Origin of the sequence: Clostridium fessum (genome assembly GCF_003024715.1) — a bacterium.
Classification (GTDB): Bacteria; Bacillota; Clostridia; order Lachnospirales; family Lachnospiraceae; genus Otoolea; species Otoolea fessa.
Map to the genome: position 1 here is coordinate 90,945 of NZ_PYLO01000004.1, position 17,050 is coordinate 107,994.

A 17,050-nucleotide genomic window follows, 5' to 3' on the forward strand; every position below is an offset into this window, starting at 1 on the left:
TACATTGAGCTATAAAAACGAAAAAAGAATGAGAAAGCAAGAAATAGGAGAGAAAAGCATGAATCTGATAGAGAAAGTGTTTGGTACCCACAGCGAACGCGAGCTGAAGCTGATCCGCCCGATTGTGGATAAGATTCTAGGTATGCGCGAGCAGATGGCTGCCTTATCGGATGATGAACTGCGCGACAATACGCGCAAGTTCAAAGAGCGCCTTGCGAACGGCGAGACGCTGGACGACCTTCTGCCGGAGGCATTTGCAACCGTGCGTGAGGCGGCGAGACGAGTATTAAATATGGAGCATTACCCGGTTCAGCTGATCGGTGGTATCGTCCTGCATCAGGGACGTATCGCAGAGATGCGTACTGGTGAGGGTAAAACCTTGGTTTCCACCGCACCGGCGTACTTAAATGCGCTGGCTGGAAAGGGTGTATTCATCGTTACCGTCAACGACTATCTGGCAAAACGAGATGCAGAGTGGATGGGCGAGGTTCACAGATTCCTCGGTCTGACGGTCGGAGTGGTTTTAAACTCGATGAATTCCGACGAGCGCCGGGAAGCTTACAACTGTGATATTACCTATGTTACCAACAATGAGCTTGGTTTCGATTATCTGCGTGACAACATGGCGATCTACAAAGAGCAGATGGTTATGCGGAATCTGGACTATGCGATCATCGATGAGGTCGATTCCGTCCTGATCGATGAGGCGAGAACCCCGCTTATCATTTCCGGACAGAGCGGCAAGTCCACGAAGCTCTATGAGGTGTGCGATATTCTGGCACGTCAGCTGGAAAAGGGCGAGGAATCAGCAGAATTTTCCAAGATGGCAGCCATCATGGGCGAGGAGATCGAGGAGACAGGCGATTTCGTAGTCAATGAGAAAGATAAAGTAGTCAACCTGACCGAGGCTGGTGTGAAGAAGGTCGAAGATTTCTTCCACATCGAAAACCTGGCGGATCCGGAGAACCTGGAGATCCAGCACAACATCATTCTGGCACTGCGTGCCAACTACCTGATGTTCCGCGATAAAGACTACGTGGTAAAAGATGACGAGGTTCTGATTGTCGATGAGTTTACCGGACGTATCATGCCGGGACGCCGTTATTCCGATGGTCTCCATCAGGCGATTGAGGCGAAGGAGCATGTACATGTGCGCCGTGAGAGCCGCACGCTGGCAACCATTACCTTCCAGAACTTCTTCAACAAGTTCAACAAGAAGGCTGGTATGACCGGTACGGCACAGACCGAGGAGAAGGAGTTCCGTAACATTTACCAGATGGACGTTATCTCCATCCCGACGAACCGCCCGGTACAGCGTATTGATTACGAGGATGCGGTTTATAAGACGAAAAAAGAGAAATTCCATGCGGTTGTCGAGGAAGTGGCAGCAGCCCATGAAAAGGGACAGCCGGTTCTGGTTGGTACCATTACGATCGAGACTTCCGAGCTTCTGAGCAAGATGCTGACAAGACGCGGCATTCCGCATAAGGTATTAAATGCGAAATTCCATGAGCTGGAGGCTGAGATCGTAGCAGATGCAGGTATCCACGGTGCCGTTACGATCGCGACTAATATGGCAGGCCGTGGTACGGATATCAAGCTGGATGAGATTTCCAGAGAACTGGGCGGCTTAAAGATTATCGGTACAGAGCGTCATGAGTCCAGACGTATTGATAACCAGCTGCGCGGTCGTGCCGGACGTCAGGGCGATCCGGGTGAATCACGTTTCTATTTGTCTCTGGAAGATGATCTGATGCGCCTCTTCGGTTCTGAGCGTCTGATGAATATGTTCAACGCCATGGGCGTACCGGAGAATGAGCAGATCGAGCACAAGATGCTTTCCAAGGCGATCGAGAAGGCACAGATGAAGATCGAGACCAACAACTACGGTATCCGCGAGAACCTGTTAAAATACGACGAGGTTATGAACGAGCAGCGTGAGGCAATCTACGCAGAGCGCCGCCGTGTACTGGATGGCGAGAATATGCGTTCCGTTATCATGAAGATGATCACGGATATCGTAGAAAACGCCGTAGATATGTCCATCTCTGATGAGCAGGAACCGGCTGAGTGGGATCTGTCCGAGTTAAATTCCCTGCTGCTTCCGGTTATCCCGTTAGAGCCGATTCAGCTGACGGAAGACCAGCAGCATATGAAGAAAAATGAGCTGAAACATATGCTCAAAGAGGCGGCAACGAAGCTTTATGAGACACGCGAGGCAGAGTTTACAAGCGCGGAACAGGTACGCGAGATGGAGCGCGTGATCCTTCTGAAAGTGGTTGATGCAAAGTGGATGGCTCATATCGACGATATGGATCAGCTGCGCGAAGGCATCGGTCTGCAGGCATATGGTCAGAGAGACCCGCTGGTTGAGTATAAGATGAGCGGCTATGAGATGTTCGACAGCATGACGGCAGCGATCCGTGAGGATACCGTCCGTATTCTGTTCCACATCCGTGCAGAGCAGAAGGTCGAGCGTGAACCGGCTGCCAAGGTAACGGGAACCAACCGTGACGACAGCACCGTGCAGGCACCGAAGAAGCGTGAGGAGAAGAAGATTTACCCGAACGATCCGTGCCCATGCGGTTCCGGCAAGAAGTACAAACAGTGTTGTGGACGGAAGCTGTACGCGAAGAATTAATAGATGAAAGAAGGCAGGCTGCCGTGATTTTGCAGCAGTCTGTGCAGAAAATTCCCGAAACTATGGCGAAATACCTGGTTCCGGGAATTTTTCCAAATATAAAAAAGAGTTACGGTCTATATGTGTGTGATCCGTAACAAAATATAACTGAAAGAATGCTGAACCGTTGAGGAAAATGGCAGCAGATAGATGAGAATGGAGAAGGTGAGAGCATGGTTGAATTAGATCAGTTTAAGTATACATTATCAACCTACGATGAGACGCTGAAAGAGGTCAAGGATTCCCTGGATCTGGAAAATAAGGAGCGCCGCATCACGGAGCTTGACAAATCAATGGAAGAACCGGGCTTTTGGGATGATCCGGGGCGCTCGACCAAGACGGTCCGTGAGGCGAAAAATCTCAAAGATACCGTGGATGGCTACAAGCACCTTGAACAGCAGTATGAGGATATCCAGGTCATGATCGAGATGGGCTATGAGGAAAATGACCCGGCGATGATTCCGGAGATTCAGGAGATGTTGGATGAGTTTGTCAAAGAGCTGGAAGAACTCCGCACAAAGACACTCCTGTCCGGCGAGTACGACGGCTGCAACGCGATCCTTAAGCTGAACGCGGGCGCGGGTGGTACCGAGGCGATGGACTGGTGCAGTATGCTGTATCGTATGTACCAGCGCTGGGCGGACAAAAAGGGCTTTACGACCGAGGTGCTTGATTTCCTGGATGGCGACGAGGCGGGACTTAAGTCCATCACACTGCAGGTCAACGGCGAAAATGCCTACGGCTACCTGAAATCGGAGAAAGGTGTCCATCGTCTGGTCCGTATTTCCCCGTTCAACGCGGCTGGCAAGCGTCAGACCTCGTTCGTTTCCTGTGATGTCATGCCGGATATTGAAGAAGATCTGGATGTGGAGATTAATCCGGACGATCTGCGGATCGATACCTATCGCTCGAGTGGTGCCGGTGGACAGCATATCAACAAGACGTCCTCCGCGATCCGTATCACGCATCTGCCGACCGGTATCGTCGTACAGTGCCAGAATGAGCGTTCCCAGTTCCAGAACAAGGACAAGGCGATGCAGATGTTAAAGGCAAAGCTGTACCTGCTCAAACAACAGGAGAATGCCGAGAAGTTGTCCGACATCCGCGGCGATGTCAAGGACATCAACTTCGGAAACCAGATCCGTTCCTACGTTATGCAGCCGTACACGCTCGTCAAGGATCACCGGACGAACGCCGAAAATGGCAATGTGAACGCGGTGATGGATGGAGATATTGATCTGTTTATCAGTGCGTATTTAAAGTGGATCAGCCTGAAAAACCAGAAGACAGAAGAGGCATAAAAGAAGATAAAACAGCCTGGATTGGCGGCACAAAAGTTTGACGGAGAAGAAAGCGCTCTGTCGAGTGCCGTCAGTTTGGGCTGTTTTTTTACAGATACAATTCGACTATAATGAAAGAAATAGATTGCAGAGTGTCAATAAATGTGATAATATCTTTCTGGTAAACACAAATGTATTTCTGGTGCGTACACAAGCGGAGATGGAATGGAAGAAAAAACAAAGTATTATCTGTTAAAGCAGAAAGCAGTGCCGGAAGTCCTTTTGAAGGTGGCGGAAGCGAAGAAGCTCATTGCGTCAGAAAAAGCGATGACGATTCAGGAGGCGACCGACCAGCTTGGGATCAGCCGGAGTTCCTTTTACAAGTATAAGGACGATATTTTTCCATTTTATGACAACGCCAAGGGCAAGACGATTACCATGGTGCTGCAGATGGATGATGAACAGGGACTTTTATCGGATCTTCTTCATATCGTAGCGATTTACAAGGCAAATATTCTGACGATTCATCAGAGTATTCCGGTCAACAATGTGGCGACGCTGACACTCAGCGTGGAAGTCCGTTCGGATACCGGAAATATATCGCATATGGTCGAAGAGATGGAAGAAAATTCGGGAGTACACAACGTAAAAATTATAGCCAGGGAGTAAAGATTATGATTCAGGTAGCAGTGATGGGCTATGGAACAATTGGTTCCGGAGTCGTAGAAGTATTAGAAACCAACAAAGACAAAATCACAGAAAAAACCGGCAAAGAGATTGCAGTAAAATATATTCTGGATCTGCGTGAATTTCCGGGTGATCCGCACGAAGCGCAGATTGTTCATGATTTTGAGATCATTGAAAAAGACGAAGACGTAGAGATCGTTGTAGAGGCGATGGGCGGCGTCAATCCGGCATACAAGTTTGCAAAAGCGTGCCTGTTAGCCGGTAAGCACGTTGTGACCTCCAACAAGGCACTTGTAGCGGCACACGGCACCGAGCTTCTGGCGATTGCACGCGAGAAGAACTTAAACTTCCTCTTCGAAGCCAGCGTAGGCGGCGGCATCCCGCTTCTGCGTCCGCTGACCCAGTCTCTTGCAGGCGAGAAGATCGAGGAAATCAGCGGTATCTTAAACGGTACAACCAACTACATCCTTACCAAGATGGCAAGAGAAGGTCAGACCTTTGAGGAAGCCCTGAAGAAAGCGCAGGAACTCGGATATGCAGAGCGCAACCCGGAGGCAGACGTAGAAGGCTACGATACCTGCCGCAAGATCACGATTCTTACCTCACTGGCAACTGGAAAAGAAGTAAATTACGAAGATGTGCCGACCGAGGGCATCACAAAGATTACCGATACTGATTTCAAATATGCGGCAAAGCTGGGAACCTCGATTAAACTGTTTGGAACCAGCCGCATGGAAGGCAATAAAGCCAGCGTCTATGTATGCCCGATGATGATTGGAACGGATCATCCGCTCTTTGCAGTCAATGACGTATACAATGCAGTCATGGTTCGCGGCAATACACTTGGAACCGTCATGTTCTACGGCAGCGGCGCCGGAAAACTCCCGACCGCCAGCGCAGTCGTCAGCGACATCGTAGAGATCGCCGGACACATGGAAGACAACATCCCGACCGGCTGGACCGACGAAAAACAGCCAGTTGCACCGATGGGCGAAGTAACCTTCAGCTACTTCCTCCGACTGGCAGGCAAATCAGCCGACAAACTTGCCGATGTGCGTGCAGCCTTCGGTGAAGCAGAAACCATCGAACTCCCGGAGATGGACGAATTTGCGGTCATAACCGGAGAAATGACCGAAGCACGCTTCCGGAAACTGGCAGCGGCATTCGAGGAAGATATCCGCCAGACGATTCGCTATACAAAATAGGATATAAAGTAAAAAGCACGCCAAAGTCATTCATGACGCGGTGTGCTTTTTAACGCAAGAAATACACAGAAAAAGGTCCCCTTGCCAATCATTTTATTGTAACGGACAAATCAAACTCTCATACAACTCCATTGCCTGATCAAAAAACGGCGCATATTGCGGATCCGTAATCATATGGTACACCTGGATCAGGCAGAAAAACTCAACTACTCCAAAGATGGTAGACATAACTCCCAGTATCAGCCCGACCACTGCGCTGCCGCGCCGCGGCTGTCCTTCCTCCTTGGATAGGACAAACAGTACATTCGCCGACATTCCGAGCAGAATCGCGGCGGAAAAACTCAAAAACAGGGAGAAAAATGCGAAGATGCCGCACATCATTGACATCGTGGCATAGCGGCGCGAACGATTGCGCCGGGTTTCATTTGTATCTGAATGTTCCTTCGGAGAAGGTGTTTCATCGTAATAACTCATCGTATATCTAATCCTTTCATAACTGTGAAAAAAGAAAACAGCTACATCCTTTTCTGAAAATTAGAGACAGCCGCTGAATAGGGCAAAACAAAATCTATGCCCATCTGGCGGATTGAATCCGATAAAAGTGTATCATGAATAAAGCCGCTTGTCCAGTTAGGCATTGACTTGCGAAATATGCGCTGGAATGGTATGATTAAACAGCGTATTGATATTGAAGGAGAGTTTTTGCATGGATATTATACAGGCATTGAAAGAAGAGCTTCAGATAGGGAGAAATCAGGTCGAAGCGGCGGTAAAGCTGATCGATGAGGGAAACACGATCCCGTTCATCGCGCGCTACCGCAAGGAGGCGACCGGTTCCCTGAATGATGAGGTGCTGCGCCAGCTAGATGAGCGACTGCGCTATCTTCGGAATCTGGAGGATAAAAAGGAGCAGGTGATCGGTGCGATCCGCGCCCAGGAGAAGCTGACTCCGGCGCTGGAGAAACAGATCCGCGATGCGGCGACGCTGGTTGCGGTGGAAGATCTTTATCTTCCGTACCGCCCGAAACGGCGCACCCGTGCCGGAATTGCCCGTGAGAAAGGGCTGGAACCGTTAGCAGTCTGGATTTACAAGCAGGAAGCGGGCGGCAGCCTGGAGGCGGAGGCGGCGAAGTATGTGTCGGAAGAAAAGGGTGTTGCAGATGTTTCAGAGGCAATAGACGGCGCGCGTGATATTCTGGCTGAGCAGATCAGCGAGATGGCAAAATACCGCAACTACGCACGTAAAAAGACGATGCAGGACGGTCTTTTGGAGGCATCCGCAAAGGATGAGAAGATACAGTCGGTGTACGAGATGTACTATCATTTCTCCGAACCAGTCAAAAAGCTGGCGGGACACCGTGTGCTGGCGATCAACCGCGGTGAGAAAGAGAAGATTCTGAGCGTGAAGCTTATAGCGCCGGAGGAGCAGATTGTCCGGTATATGGAGAAACAGCTGATTATCCGCCCGGATGGGGATGCGGCGCGCGTGATGGAAGAAGTGATTCTGGACAGCTACCGCCGCCTGATCGGACCGGCCATCGAGCGCGAGATCCGCGCAAGGCTGACAGAAACGGCAGAGAACGGCGCGATTCAGGTATTTGGCAAGAACCTGGAACAGCTCCTGATGCAGCCGCCGATCGCAGGATGCGTGGTGCTCGGCTGGGATCCGGCATTCCGGACGGGCTGCAAGCTGGCAGTTGTGGATGAGACGGGAAAAGTGCTCGATACGACGGTCATTTACCCGACTGCGCCGCAGAACCGCGTGGAAGAGTCGAAGGAGATCGTGAAAAAGCTGATCCGCAAGTACGGCATTTCCCTGATCTCAGTGGGGAATGGTACGGCAAGCCGAGAATCTGAGCAGATCATCGTGGAACTCTTAAAAGAAATTCCGGAGAAAGTTCAGTATGTCATCGTCAATGAGGCGGGCGCGTCGGTTTATTCGGCGAGCAAGCTGGCGACGGAGGAATTTCCGCAGTTTGACGTCGGACAGAGAAGTGCGGCATCGATCGCGAGACGCCTGCAGGATCCACTGGCGGAGCTGGTAAAAATTGATCCGAAATCCATTGGAGTCGGTCAGTACCAGCATGATATGAACCAGAAAAATTTAAGCGAGGCGCTGCAGGGCGTGGTGGAAACGTGCGTAAATAAGGTCGGCGTGGATCTGAATACGGCATCGGCGCCGCTGCTCGCCTATATTTCCGGCATTAACAAGACGATTGCGAAAAATATCGTGGCATATCGGGAGGAGAATGGCGCATTTTCAACGCGCCGTGAGCTTTTGAAGGTGGCGAAGCTGGGACCGAAGGCGTATGAACAGTGCGCCGGATTTATGCGGATCCAGGGCGGCAAGAATCCGCTCGATGCGACGAGTGTGCACCCGGAGAGCTATAAAGCAGCGGAGGCACTTTTAAAGCAGCTTGGACATGATCCGAAGGAGATCGCGGCGGGCGGCATCCGCAATATCCGCAAGGAGATCGCGGATACGGCAAAGCTGGCAAAAGAGCTTTCGATCGGCGAGCCGACCTTACTCGATATCGTGAGCGAGTTGGAAAAACCGGCGCGCGACCCGCGTGAGGAGATGCCGAAGCCGATTCTCCGCACGGATGTGCTGGAAATGAAGGATTTGAAGCCGGGCATGATTTTAAAAGGAACCGTGCGGAATGTCATTGATTTCGGTGCGTTTGTGGATATCGGCGTGCATCAGGATGGTCTGGTTCACGTGTCCCAGATGACAGACCGCTATATCAAGCATCCGCTGGAGGCGGTCAGCGTCGGGGATATCGTGGAGGTCAAGGTGCTGGCGGTTGATGTGGCGAAGAAGCGCATTTCGCTGACGATGAAAATCCGGGAGACGAAGTAAACCACGGCAGATTCAGCCGTTGGTTATAGGATGCAGGAGCGCTGACTGGAATGGGGCGGCGGATAAGGCATAGAAAATTAGGGAGAAGATAAAATGGACTTACGTGTAAAAATACAGCCAAAAGAGATTTTTATTTATTCGATGTACAATTTCTGGGCGGGACTGCGTGGAATCGGATGCATCATACTGACGGTGCTCGTTATTATTGCAGCGGCAGCCAGCGAGGAACGTCTGGGAACGCAGGTGACGAATCTGGTGATTCTGGGAGTGATTGCCTTGACAGGCTTTCAGATTTTTGCAATCTGGAAACAGGCAGAGCGCACCGCCCGGGATGCGAAAACGGGAGCTGAGATTGTATTTCACATTGGAGACGAGGGCATCCGTGCCCGCCAGGCGAACGGCAAGGGTGAGATCAGCTGGGATAAGCTGGTAAAAGTGAAAAAGATCGCGGGAATCTATGTGCTTTACCTAGGTCGAGACAAGGCGTACCTGATGCCGAAGCGCGTGTTCAGAGGTTCGGAGGAGCAGATTTTTCTCAGTATGCTTACAAGAAATCTGCCGCAGGAAAAGAGAAGAGGAATTCGAGCATGATGATAGAAACAAACAGCCCGGAAGAGACGTATGCGTTTGGAAAAAAGCTTGGAATGGAAGCGCAGGCAGGGCAGGTGTATTGTTTGAATGGTGATCTGGGCGTAGGAAAGACGGTTTTTACGCAGGGGTTTGCCGCGGGACTTGGAATTCAGGAACCGGTCAACAGCCCGACTTTCACGATCGTGCAGGAGTACGACGATGGGCGCCTGCCGCTCTACCATTTTGATGTATATCGTCTCGGCGATGTGGACGAGATGGATGAGATTGGCTATGAGGACTATTTCTACGGCGAGGGCATCTGCCTGATCGAATGGTCGGAGCGCATCCGCGAGATCCTGCCGGAACATCCGATCCAGATCACGATTGAAAAGGATCTGGAAAAGGGCTTTGATTACCGGAAAATTTCAGTAAACGAGCAGTAGCCGGCGACAGGAGGAAAGAGAAAATGAGAATTTTGGGAATCGAAAGCGCATCCCTGGTGGCATCGGTTGCTATTGTTACGGATGATGTGATCACGGCGGAATATACGGTGAATCAGAAAAAAACGCATTCGCAGACACTTCTTCCGATGATTGATGAGATTGTGAAAATGCTGGAGGTGCCGTTGGAAAGCATCGATGCAATCGCAGTATCCGGCGGTCCGGGCTCTTTTACGGGGCTTCGGATTGGCTCTGCGACAGCGAAAGGACTGGGACTGGCGCTTGGGAAGCCGCTGATCCATGTGCCGACGATGGATGCGATGGGATATTGTCTGTACGGGGCTTCGGCGCTCATCTGCCCGATGCTGGATGCGAGACGGCAGCAGGTGTACACGGGGCTCTATCGGTATGAAGAGAAGTTCGAGATTGTGAAAGAACAGTGCATTACGGATATCCATGCGTTGATTGCCGAGTTAAATGAGCGCGGCGAGCGCGTGATTTTCCTGGGGGACGGTGTGCCGGTCAACCGGGCGGTGATCGAGGAAGAGATGAAGGTGCCGTATTCGTTTGCACCGGCACAGGCGAGCCGTCAGCGAGCTTCGGCGGTGGCAGCGCTTGGCGCAGTGTATCTGGCAGAGGGAAAGACCGAGACGGCAGCCGAGCATAAGCCGGATTATCTGCGGAAATCGCAGGCGGAGCGCGAGCGCGAGGTCGCAGAGCGCCAGGGCGAGATGGATAAGCTGGCAGCCGGTATTGTGGTCGTGGAGAAGAAATAATGGCGGCAGGAACGGGAACGCAAAAAGAGCTTTGTGTTCAGATAGTGGATTTACAGCCGGGGGATCTTCCTGCGGTCCGGGCACTGGAACTGGAATGCTTTTCGGATGCATGGTCGGAGAAGCTTTTACAGGATCTGCTGACGAGCAGCTGGGATAAAGCCTGGGTGCTGAAAGAGGATGAAACCGTCTGTGGCTACAGCAATTTCCGCGTCATTGCCGGGGAAGGCGAGCTGATGCGGATCGCGGTTCACGGCGCGTGCCGGGGGCGCGGCTATGGGCGGCTTCTGATGGAACGGCTGTTAAGGGAAGCAGAGGAAGAAAACGTCGAGGATATCACCTTGGAGGTGCGTGCATCCAATGCCCCGGCGATTGCGCTGTATGAGGCGTATGGCTTTCAGAAAGAGGCGGTTCGGAAGAATTATTACAGCGGGCCGACGGAAGATGCGCTGATTTATTGGAAAAGAAGCGGAAAAAGCATTGACAGATGAAATGGAAATGAGTATACTGTTTAACAGATAAAAGCGTAACACTTTACAGTGTTAAATTAAAAGAAAAGAACGGTAGGAGGTTCATATGCTGAGTCAGGTATCTATTTTTGCAGAGAATAAGAAAGGACGTTTACAGAATATTACATCCCTTCTTCAGAAGGAGAATATTAACATCTGGGGTTCGATCACGAATGACAGTGCGGAGTACGGTATTATCCGTATGGTTGTTTCTAATCCAGAGCACGCGGAGAAAGTGCTGGCGGAAGCTGGTTATCTCTGTCGTCTGACAGAGGTGCTTGGCGTCGAACTGGATGACGAGGTCGGAGCACTCAACCGTCTGTTAATTTCCCTCGAAGAGAGCAATATCAATGTAGATTACCTGTATCTCTCCTTCAATCGTGATTCTGGCAAGCCGGTTATGGTGCTTCACACGGACGATGTGAGGGAGGTCAGCATCTGCCTGACATCGAAGGGATATAAGGTACTGTAAGTATTTCCAGCACTTTCCGCTTAAAAACCGGTATAAAAAACAGTATAATGATGGAGAAGCTGTGGAGGACATGGCTTCTCCATTTTGCGTATATAGAAGAGAAAGGCGAGGAGAGCATGAGAAAATATGGAGAGAGCGGCATTCTTCTGTCGGTTGTCTGCAACCGGTGCGGGAAGAAGCTGGCGGTGAAAGAAGGCATTCTGCGCGAAGGAGCGGCGCATTTTGATGTGGCATGGGACTATTTTTCGGAGAAAGATGGGGAGGTGCATCATTTTGATCTGTGCGAGGAGTGCTATGATGGAGTGACGCGGGAATTTCTGATTGAGGCAGATAAGGAGGAGAGGACGGAACTATTGTAGAGTCGTGAGGGGAACGGAGAAACGCGGGACAGGCGGTGCGCCATCTGCGTCTCGCCAGTGAATTGGATTGCTGAATTTCTGGCTTGCAACATAGTATTTCTTTATGATATTATTAAATGATATGGGAGTTAGGAGAAAAGCTGTTTTGACAGCTTTTTGCATGACTTTTAATTAAAAAGATTTATTATGAATCATTTATTTAATAGAAAAGAGGATGTTCCATGTTAGATGTATGTTTGCTGGGAACGGGCGGGATGATGCCGCTGCCGTATCGGTGGCTGACGGCTTTGATGGTCCGCTGCTCGGGCAGCAATTTGCTGATAGACTGCGGGGAAGGCACGCAGATTGCGTTGAAAGAAAAGGGCTGGAGTCCGAAGCCGGTGGATGTGATTTGTTTTACACATTATCACGCGGATCATATCAGCGGTCTGCCGGGACTTTTGTTGACGATGGGAAATGCGGAGCGGACGGAGCCGATCACGATGATTGGACCGAAGGGACTGGAACGCGTGGTGACGGCACTGCGGACGATCGCGCCGGAATTGCCGTTTCAGCTTGAGTTTATCGAGCTGACGGAGCCGAGACAGCAGCTTCAGATTGGACCGTATGTGATCGATGCGTACCGGGTCAACCATAATGTGACCTGTTATGGGTACTCGATTTCGATTCCGAGAAAGGGACGGTTCGATGTGGAACGCGCGCGGGCGCAGGAGATTCCGCAGAAGTTCTGGAGCCGCCTGCAGAAGGGGGAGACGATCGAGGAGGAAGGCAGAACGCTGACACCGGATATGGTGCTCGGAGGTGACCGGAAGGGAATCAAGGTGTCATACTGTACCGATACGAGACCGCTTCCGGTAATTGCGGAGTACGCGAAGGATGCGGATCTGTTTATCTGTGAAGGCATGTACGGCGAGGACGGGAAAGAAGCCAAGGCGAGAGAATACAAGCATATGACATTCCAGGAGGCGGCGCACCTGGCGAAGGAGGCCCAGCCGAAGGAAATGTGGCTGACTCATTACAGCCCGTCGCTCATCCGTCCGGATGATTATATGGATAAAGTGCGTGAGATATTCCCGAGAGCGAAAGCCGCCCGCGATGGCTGGACGGCAGAGCTGGGATTTGATGAGGAGTAAGGGCGATGCAGACGGAAGAAAAGAGAGAGAATATAGAAGAAAAGAAGGAAGAACGGATGGAAATGCCAGTTTCAGGAGCATTGGAACAGGGACCAGGGAAAGCTCCGGTATCGGGGGCAGAGATTTCCGTGCATGATACAGAAAACGGACACCCATCAGAAGATGTTTACATTCTTGCAATCGAGAGTTCCTGTGATGAGACGGCAGCTTCAGTCGTGAAAAACGGACGTACCGTTCTTTCCAATATCATATCTTCCCAGATCGATCTTCACACGCTGTTTGGCGGCGTTGTGCCGGAGATTGCGTCGAGAAAGCATATCGAGAAGATCAACCAGGTTATTGAAGAGGCGCTGACAGAGGCACATATGAGTCTGGAGGAGATGACGGCGATTGCAGTTACCTACGGTCCAGGGCTGGTTGGCGCGCTTTTGGTCGGTGTGGCGGAAGCCAAAGCACTCGCGTATGCGGCGAAGAAGCCGCTGGTCGGCGTACACCATATCGAGGGGCACGTATCGGCAAATTTCATCGAAAATCCGGATCTGGAACCGCCGTTCATGTGCCTGATCGTGTCAGGCGGACATACACATCTGGTGATTGTGAAAGATTATGGCGAATTTGAGATTCTGGGACGCACCCGAGACGATGCAGCAGGCGAGGCCTTTGACAAGGTGGCACGCGCGGTCGGGCTCGGTTATCCGGGCGGCCCGAAGGTCGATAAGGCGGCAAAAGAGGGGAATCCACATGCGATTGAGTTTCCACGGGCAAAAGTGGGCGACAATCCATATGATTTCAGCTTCAGCGGCTTAAAATCGGCGGTCTTAAATTATATTAACCATGCGAAAATGATGGGCGAGGAGATCAATGTGCCGGATCTGGCGGCTTCGTTCCAGAATGCGGTTGTGGAAGTATTGGTATCGCGCACGATCGAGGCGGCGAAACAGCACGGCTATAAGTGCGTGGCGATCGCCGGCGGTGTGGCATCCAACTCCGCTCTCCGGGCGGGCATGGAGAAGGCCTGTAAAGAGGCGGGCATCCAGTTCTTCCATCCGTCACCGATCTTCTGTACGGACAATGCGGCGATGATCGGCGCGGCGGCGTACTATGAATATAAGAAGGGCGCGCGCGCAGGCTGGGATCTGAATGCGGTGCCGAATTTGAAGCTGGGCGAGAGATAATACAAATTTTTTCAGGAAGAATTGTTTTGCGGTTAATTTTTTTAAAAGATTGATTTGACAAAAAGTGGAAAAAGAGTGTTTTAAGAGATCGTTCTGGCATGGAGGAGAAACGAGATGGAACATACATTGGATCAATTTGGAAAAGAGAAAATTACACCGCATCCGACCCGCACCGCCGCTATCGTTCTGGCAGCCGGACAGGGAAAACGGATGAAAAGCAATATTCAGAAGCAGTTTCTCCTTCTGGAGGAAAAGCCGGTCATCTGGTATGCACTTCACGCGTTTGAGGAGAGCCGGGTCGATGATGTGATTCTGGTGACCGGGGCGGATGAGATCGCGTACTGCCGGGACGAGATTGTAGGAAAATATGGATTTTCCAAGGTGCGCGCTATCGTTGCGGGCGGAAAAGAGCGCTACCATTCGGTCTACGAGGGGTTAAAGGCGCTCGGCAGCCAGCTTTCCTATGGGGAGGGGGACTGCGTCCTGATTCATGACGGGGCGCGTCCGTTTGTGGACGAGCCGATGATTGAACGTATCGTATCAGATATACGAAGTTATAGCGCAGCAGTGGCAGGCATGCCGTCAAAGGATACGGTCAAGCTGGTGGATGCGGACGGATTTGCCTCTGTGACGCCGGAACGGGCGCATGTCTGGATGATTCAGACACCGCAGGGATTTACTTACCCGCTGATCCGCGCGGCGTATGACAAGATGATGAGTCGGGAAGAGTACCAGCAGGGAGTGACGGATGATGCGATGGTGGTCGAGACGATGACCGATCACAAGGTGCGCCTGACCGAAGGTTCTTACCGGAATATCAAGGTGACAACGCCGGAGGATATGGAGGTTGCGGCTGCATTTTTACAAAATAAAAAAAGTTAATAGGTCTATTGACAACCCTTGACTTCTATGTTATAGTACTTATCGTGTTTAACTGCCGAAGACAGCAGGTGCCGAAAGGCATAAGGTTAATACGCCTGCCGAGGGAACTGATATCGTTGTATATTTCTATCCCCCTGTCCTGCGAGTGACGGAGGGATTTTATTTTACAGAAAACGTTTACCAGGCGGTTATAGAAATAAAACAGGAGGTAAACCAATCATGGCAAAAGTTGAATTAAAGCAGCCGGTTGTTGCTGAAATCGCAGAATTATTCAACGGCGCTAAGGGCGCAGTAGTAGTTGACTACCGTGGACTGACAGTTGAGCAGGACACACAGCTCCGTAAGCAGTTAAGAGAAGCTGGTGTTACTTATAAAGTATATAAGAACACCATGATTCGTTTCGCTGCTAAGGGTACCGCGTTCGAGGCTCTGGAGCCGAATCTGGAGGGTCCGACCGCTCTGGCTGTATCCAAAGAGGATGCTACAGCTCCGGCAAGAATTTTAGCTGAGTTCGCTAAAAAAGCAGACAAGCTTGAGATCAAGGGCGGCGTTGTAGAGGATACTTACTACGATGCAAAGGGCATGCAGGTTATCGCAACCATCCCGTCCAGAGAAGTTCTTCTTGGAAAACTTCTTGGAAGCATGCAGTCTCCGATCACAAACTTCGCTCGTGTTATCAAACAGATCGCAGAGCAGCAGGAGGCATAAGACCCTTACCTGCAAAGCAGGGTGTAAGGTGCGTGAGAGCCGCATAGTAAAGCAAGAGGCCGCATAAGGCCGATTTAAAATTCAATCACAGGAGGAATATTAAAATGGCAAAGTTAACAACAGCTGAGTTCATTGAGGCAATCAAAGAATTATCCGTATTAGAGTTAAACGATTTAGTAAAAGCTTGCGAGGAAGAGTTCGGTGTATCCGCAGCAGCAGGCGTTGTTGTAGCAGCAGCAGGTGCAGCTGAGGCAGCAGAAGAGAAGACTGAGTTCGACGTAGAGCTGACAGAGGTTGGCCCGAACAAAGTTAAAGTTATCAAGGTAGTTCGTGAAGCTACAGGTCTTGGTCTGAAAGAGGCTAAGGAAGTAGTTGACGGTGCTCCGAAGGTAGTTAAGGCTGGCGCTTCCAAGGAAGAGGCTGAGGACATCAAGACTAAATTAGAGGCTGAAGGCGCTAAAGTTACCTTAAAGTAATTTAAGTAATTTCGCATAGAGCTAATTGCATTACAGATGGGGAGTCTGGCGTGTGCGTGAGCGCATGCCGGGCTCTTTTTGTGTAATAGGAAATTCCTTGGAATTTCTAATGATGCGCACTCGCGCGAAGATGCAGACTCTTTTTTATACGGGGGAATCAGATTAAGATGGCAGAGAAGACAGAAAATGAAATGGCAGCAGATGCAGAACTTAAAACGCTTCGGGAGCGGATTAAGGCGTGCGAATTTCTGCTGATTGGGCTTGGAAGTGAATGGGAGAAGGCGGGAGGCGCGGAGGTACAGGAGGCATACCGGGCGCTGGCAGCGATGACAGAGGGGAAGGATTATTTTATCGTGACAACCGCAAAGGATGCGCGCATCTTTGAAAGTTCGTTGGATGAAGCGAAGATCACGGCGCCGTGCGGTAATGTGAACTGGCTTCAGTGTTCGAAAGGCTGTACGAAGGATATCTGGGAGCGCGGCGAGGTGGCGGATGGTATCTGCCCGCACTGTGGGGCGCCGCTGACAGAAAACACAGTTCTGGCGAATCCGTATATCGAGGAGGGTTATTTGAAAAGCTGGAATCTCTACCGGGAATGGCTGGCTGGAACCTTAAACCATGCGCTTCTGATTCTCGAGCTGGGAGTGGACTTCAAGACGCCGACCGTCATCCGCTGGCCCTTTGAAAAAACGGTCTTTTTTAACCGCAAATCGCATATGTATCGGATAAATCAGAAGTTTTACCAGATTGTCGGAGATATTCAGGAGAGGACCGTATCGATTCCGCAGAATTCGGTCGGCTTTATCCGCAATTTTTCTTCCTGTGATTGAGAGCCCACTTA

18 protein-coding genes and 1 other annotated feature are annotated in these 17,050 nt (G+C 50.9%); of the genes, 17 read left to right on the forward strand and 1 reads right to left on the reverse strand.

What is annotated here, in order from left to right; genetic code table 11:
* Nucleotides 1–58: 58 nt before the first annotated feature.
* The 4 genes from secA (at nucleotide 59) to C7U56_RS11750 (ending at nucleotide 5,852) form a co-directional block, all read left to right on the forward strand.
* Nucleotides 59–2,641: a preprotein translocase subunit SecA gene (secA, locus tag C7U56_RS11735; protein WP_107001371.1), complete on the forward strand. Its 2,583-nt coding sequence runs from the start codon at nucleotides 59–61 to the stop codon at nucleotides 2,639–2,641.
* Nucleotides 2,642–2,853: 212 nt separating this feature from the next.
* Nucleotides 2,854–3,981 (forward strand): peptide chain release factor 2, encoded by a 1,128-nt coding sequence (prfB, locus tag C7U56_RS11740; protein WP_107001372.1) that lies wholly within the window; start codon nucleotides 2,854–2,856, stop codon nucleotides 3,979–3,981.
* A 204-nt stretch (nucleotides 3,982–4,185) separates the two neighbouring features.
* The gene (locus C7U56_RS11745) at nucleotides 4,186–4,629 is read left to right on the forward strand and encodes an ACT domain-containing protein (protein ID WP_107001373.1); all 444 of its coding nucleotides are present in this window, start codon (nucleotides 4,186–4,188) and stop codon (nucleotides 4,627–4,629) included.
* 5 nt (nucleotides 4,630–4,634) lie between these two features.
* The gene (locus C7U56_RS11750; RefSeq protein ID WP_107001374.1) at nucleotides 4,635–5,852 is read left to right on the forward strand and encodes a homoserine dehydrogenase; all 1,218 of its coding nucleotides are present in this window, start codon (nucleotides 4,635–4,637) and stop codon (nucleotides 5,850–5,852) included.
* Between the two features lie 93 nt (nucleotides 5,853–5,945).
* On the opposite strand, the gene C7U56_RS11755 is transcribed toward C7U56_RS11750, so the two are convergent.
* Nucleotides 5,946–6,326 (reverse strand): hypothetical protein, encoded by a 381-nt coding sequence (locus C7U56_RS11755; protein WP_107001375.1) that lies wholly within the window; start codon nucleotides 6,324–6,326, stop codon nucleotides 5,946–5,948.
* Between the two features lie 232 nt (nucleotides 6,327–6,558).
* On the opposite strand from C7U56_RS11755, the gene C7U56_RS11760 reads away from it, so the two are divergent.
* From C7U56_RS11760 to C7U56_RS11820, 13 genes are all read left to right on the forward strand, one after another.
* Complete coding sequence (locus tag C7U56_RS11760) at nucleotides 6,559–8,712, forward strand: Tex family protein (RefSeq protein WP_107001376.1); 2,154 nt, start codon at nucleotides 6,559–6,561, stop codon at nucleotides 8,710–8,712.
* Between the two features lie 93 nt (nucleotides 8,713–8,805).
* The gene (locus tag C7U56_RS11765; RefSeq protein ID WP_107001377.1) at nucleotides 8,806–9,303 is read left to right on the forward strand and encodes a YcxB family protein; all 498 of its coding nucleotides are present in this window, start codon (nucleotides 8,806–8,808) and stop codon (nucleotides 9,301–9,303) included.
* A complete protein-coding gene (gene tsaE / locus C7U56_RS11770) occupies nucleotides 9,300–9,725 on the forward strand; it encodes a tRNA (adenosine(37)-N6)-threonylcarbamoyltransferase complex ATPase subunit type 1 TsaE (RefSeq protein WP_022360622.1) in 426 nt (141 codons plus the stop codon). The genes C7U56_RS11765 and tsaE overlap by 4 nt, the downstream gene beginning before the upstream one ends.
* A 23-nt stretch (nucleotides 9,726–9,748) precedes the next feature.
* Nucleotides 9,749–10,498: a tRNA (adenosine(37)-N6)-threonylcarbamoyltransferase complex dimerization subunit type 1 TsaB gene (gene tsaB / locus C7U56_RS11775; protein WP_107001378.1), complete on the forward strand. Its 750-nt coding sequence runs from the start codon at nucleotides 9,749–9,751 to the stop codon at nucleotides 10,496–10,498.
* Nucleotides 10,498–10,986: a ribosomal protein S18-alanine N-acetyltransferase gene (gene rimI / locus C7U56_RS11780; protein WP_107001379.1), complete on the forward strand. Its 489-nt coding sequence runs from the start codon at nucleotides 10,498–10,500 to the stop codon at nucleotides 10,984–10,986. Before tsaB ends, rimI begins: the two co-directional genes overlap by 1 nt.
* A gap of 85 nt (nucleotides 10,987–11,071) precedes the next feature.
* Nucleotides 11,072–11,476 (forward strand): ACT domain protein, encoded by a 405-nt coding sequence (locus C7U56_RS11785; RefSeq protein ID WP_022360619.1) that lies wholly within the window; start codon nucleotides 11,072–11,074, stop codon nucleotides 11,474–11,476.
* A 116-nt stretch (nucleotides 11,477–11,592) separates the two neighbouring features.
* The gene (locus C7U56_RS11790; protein ID WP_181357235.1) at nucleotides 11,593–11,835 is read left to right on the forward strand and encodes a hypothetical protein; all 243 of its coding nucleotides are present in this window, start codon (nucleotides 11,593–11,595) and stop codon (nucleotides 11,833–11,835) included.
* A gap of 221 nt (nucleotides 11,836–12,056) precedes the next feature.
* Entirely contained in the window at nucleotides 12,057–12,968 is a 912-nt protein-coding gene (locus C7U56_RS11795) for a ribonuclease Z (protein WP_107001381.1), read from the forward strand.
* Nucleotides 12,969–12,973: 5 nt separating this feature from the next.
* Nucleotides 12,974–14,143: a tRNA (adenosine(37)-N6)-threonylcarbamoyltransferase complex transferase subunit TsaD gene (gene tsaD / locus C7U56_RS11800; RefSeq protein WP_233430265.1), complete on the forward strand. Its 1,170-nt coding sequence runs from the start codon at nucleotides 12,974–12,976 to the stop codon at nucleotides 14,141–14,143.
* 114 nt (nucleotides 14,144–14,257) lie between these two features.
* The gene (gene ispD, locus C7U56_RS11805; protein WP_107001382.1) at nucleotides 14,258–15,025 is read left to right on the forward strand and encodes a 2-C-methyl-D-erythritol 4-phosphate cytidylyltransferase; all 768 of its coding nucleotides are present in this window, start codon (nucleotides 14,258–14,260) and stop codon (nucleotides 15,023–15,025) included.
* Nucleotides 15,026–15,062: 37 nt separating this feature from the next.
* Nucleotides 15,063–15,197, forward strand: a sequence feature (ribosomal protein L10 leader region).
* A 47-nt stretch (nucleotides 15,198–15,244) separates the two neighbouring features.
* Nucleotides 15,245–15,733 (forward strand): 50S ribosomal protein L10, encoded by a 489-nt coding sequence (gene rplJ / locus C7U56_RS11810; RefSeq protein WP_022360614.1) that lies wholly within the window; start codon nucleotides 15,245–15,247, stop codon nucleotides 15,731–15,733.
* A 104-nt stretch (nucleotides 15,734–15,837) separates the two neighbouring features.
* Nucleotides 15,838–16,209 (forward strand): 50S ribosomal protein L7/L12, encoded by a 372-nt coding sequence (gene rplL / locus C7U56_RS11815; RefSeq protein WP_107001383.1) that lies wholly within the window; start codon nucleotides 15,838–15,840, stop codon nucleotides 16,207–16,209.
* Nucleotides 16,210–16,376: 167 nt separating this feature from the next.
* Entirely contained in the window at nucleotides 16,377–17,039 is a 663-nt protein-coding gene (locus C7U56_RS11820) for an SIR2 family NAD-dependent protein deacylase (protein ID WP_107001384.1), read from the forward strand.
* Nucleotides 17,040–17,050: the final 11 nt, after the last annotated feature.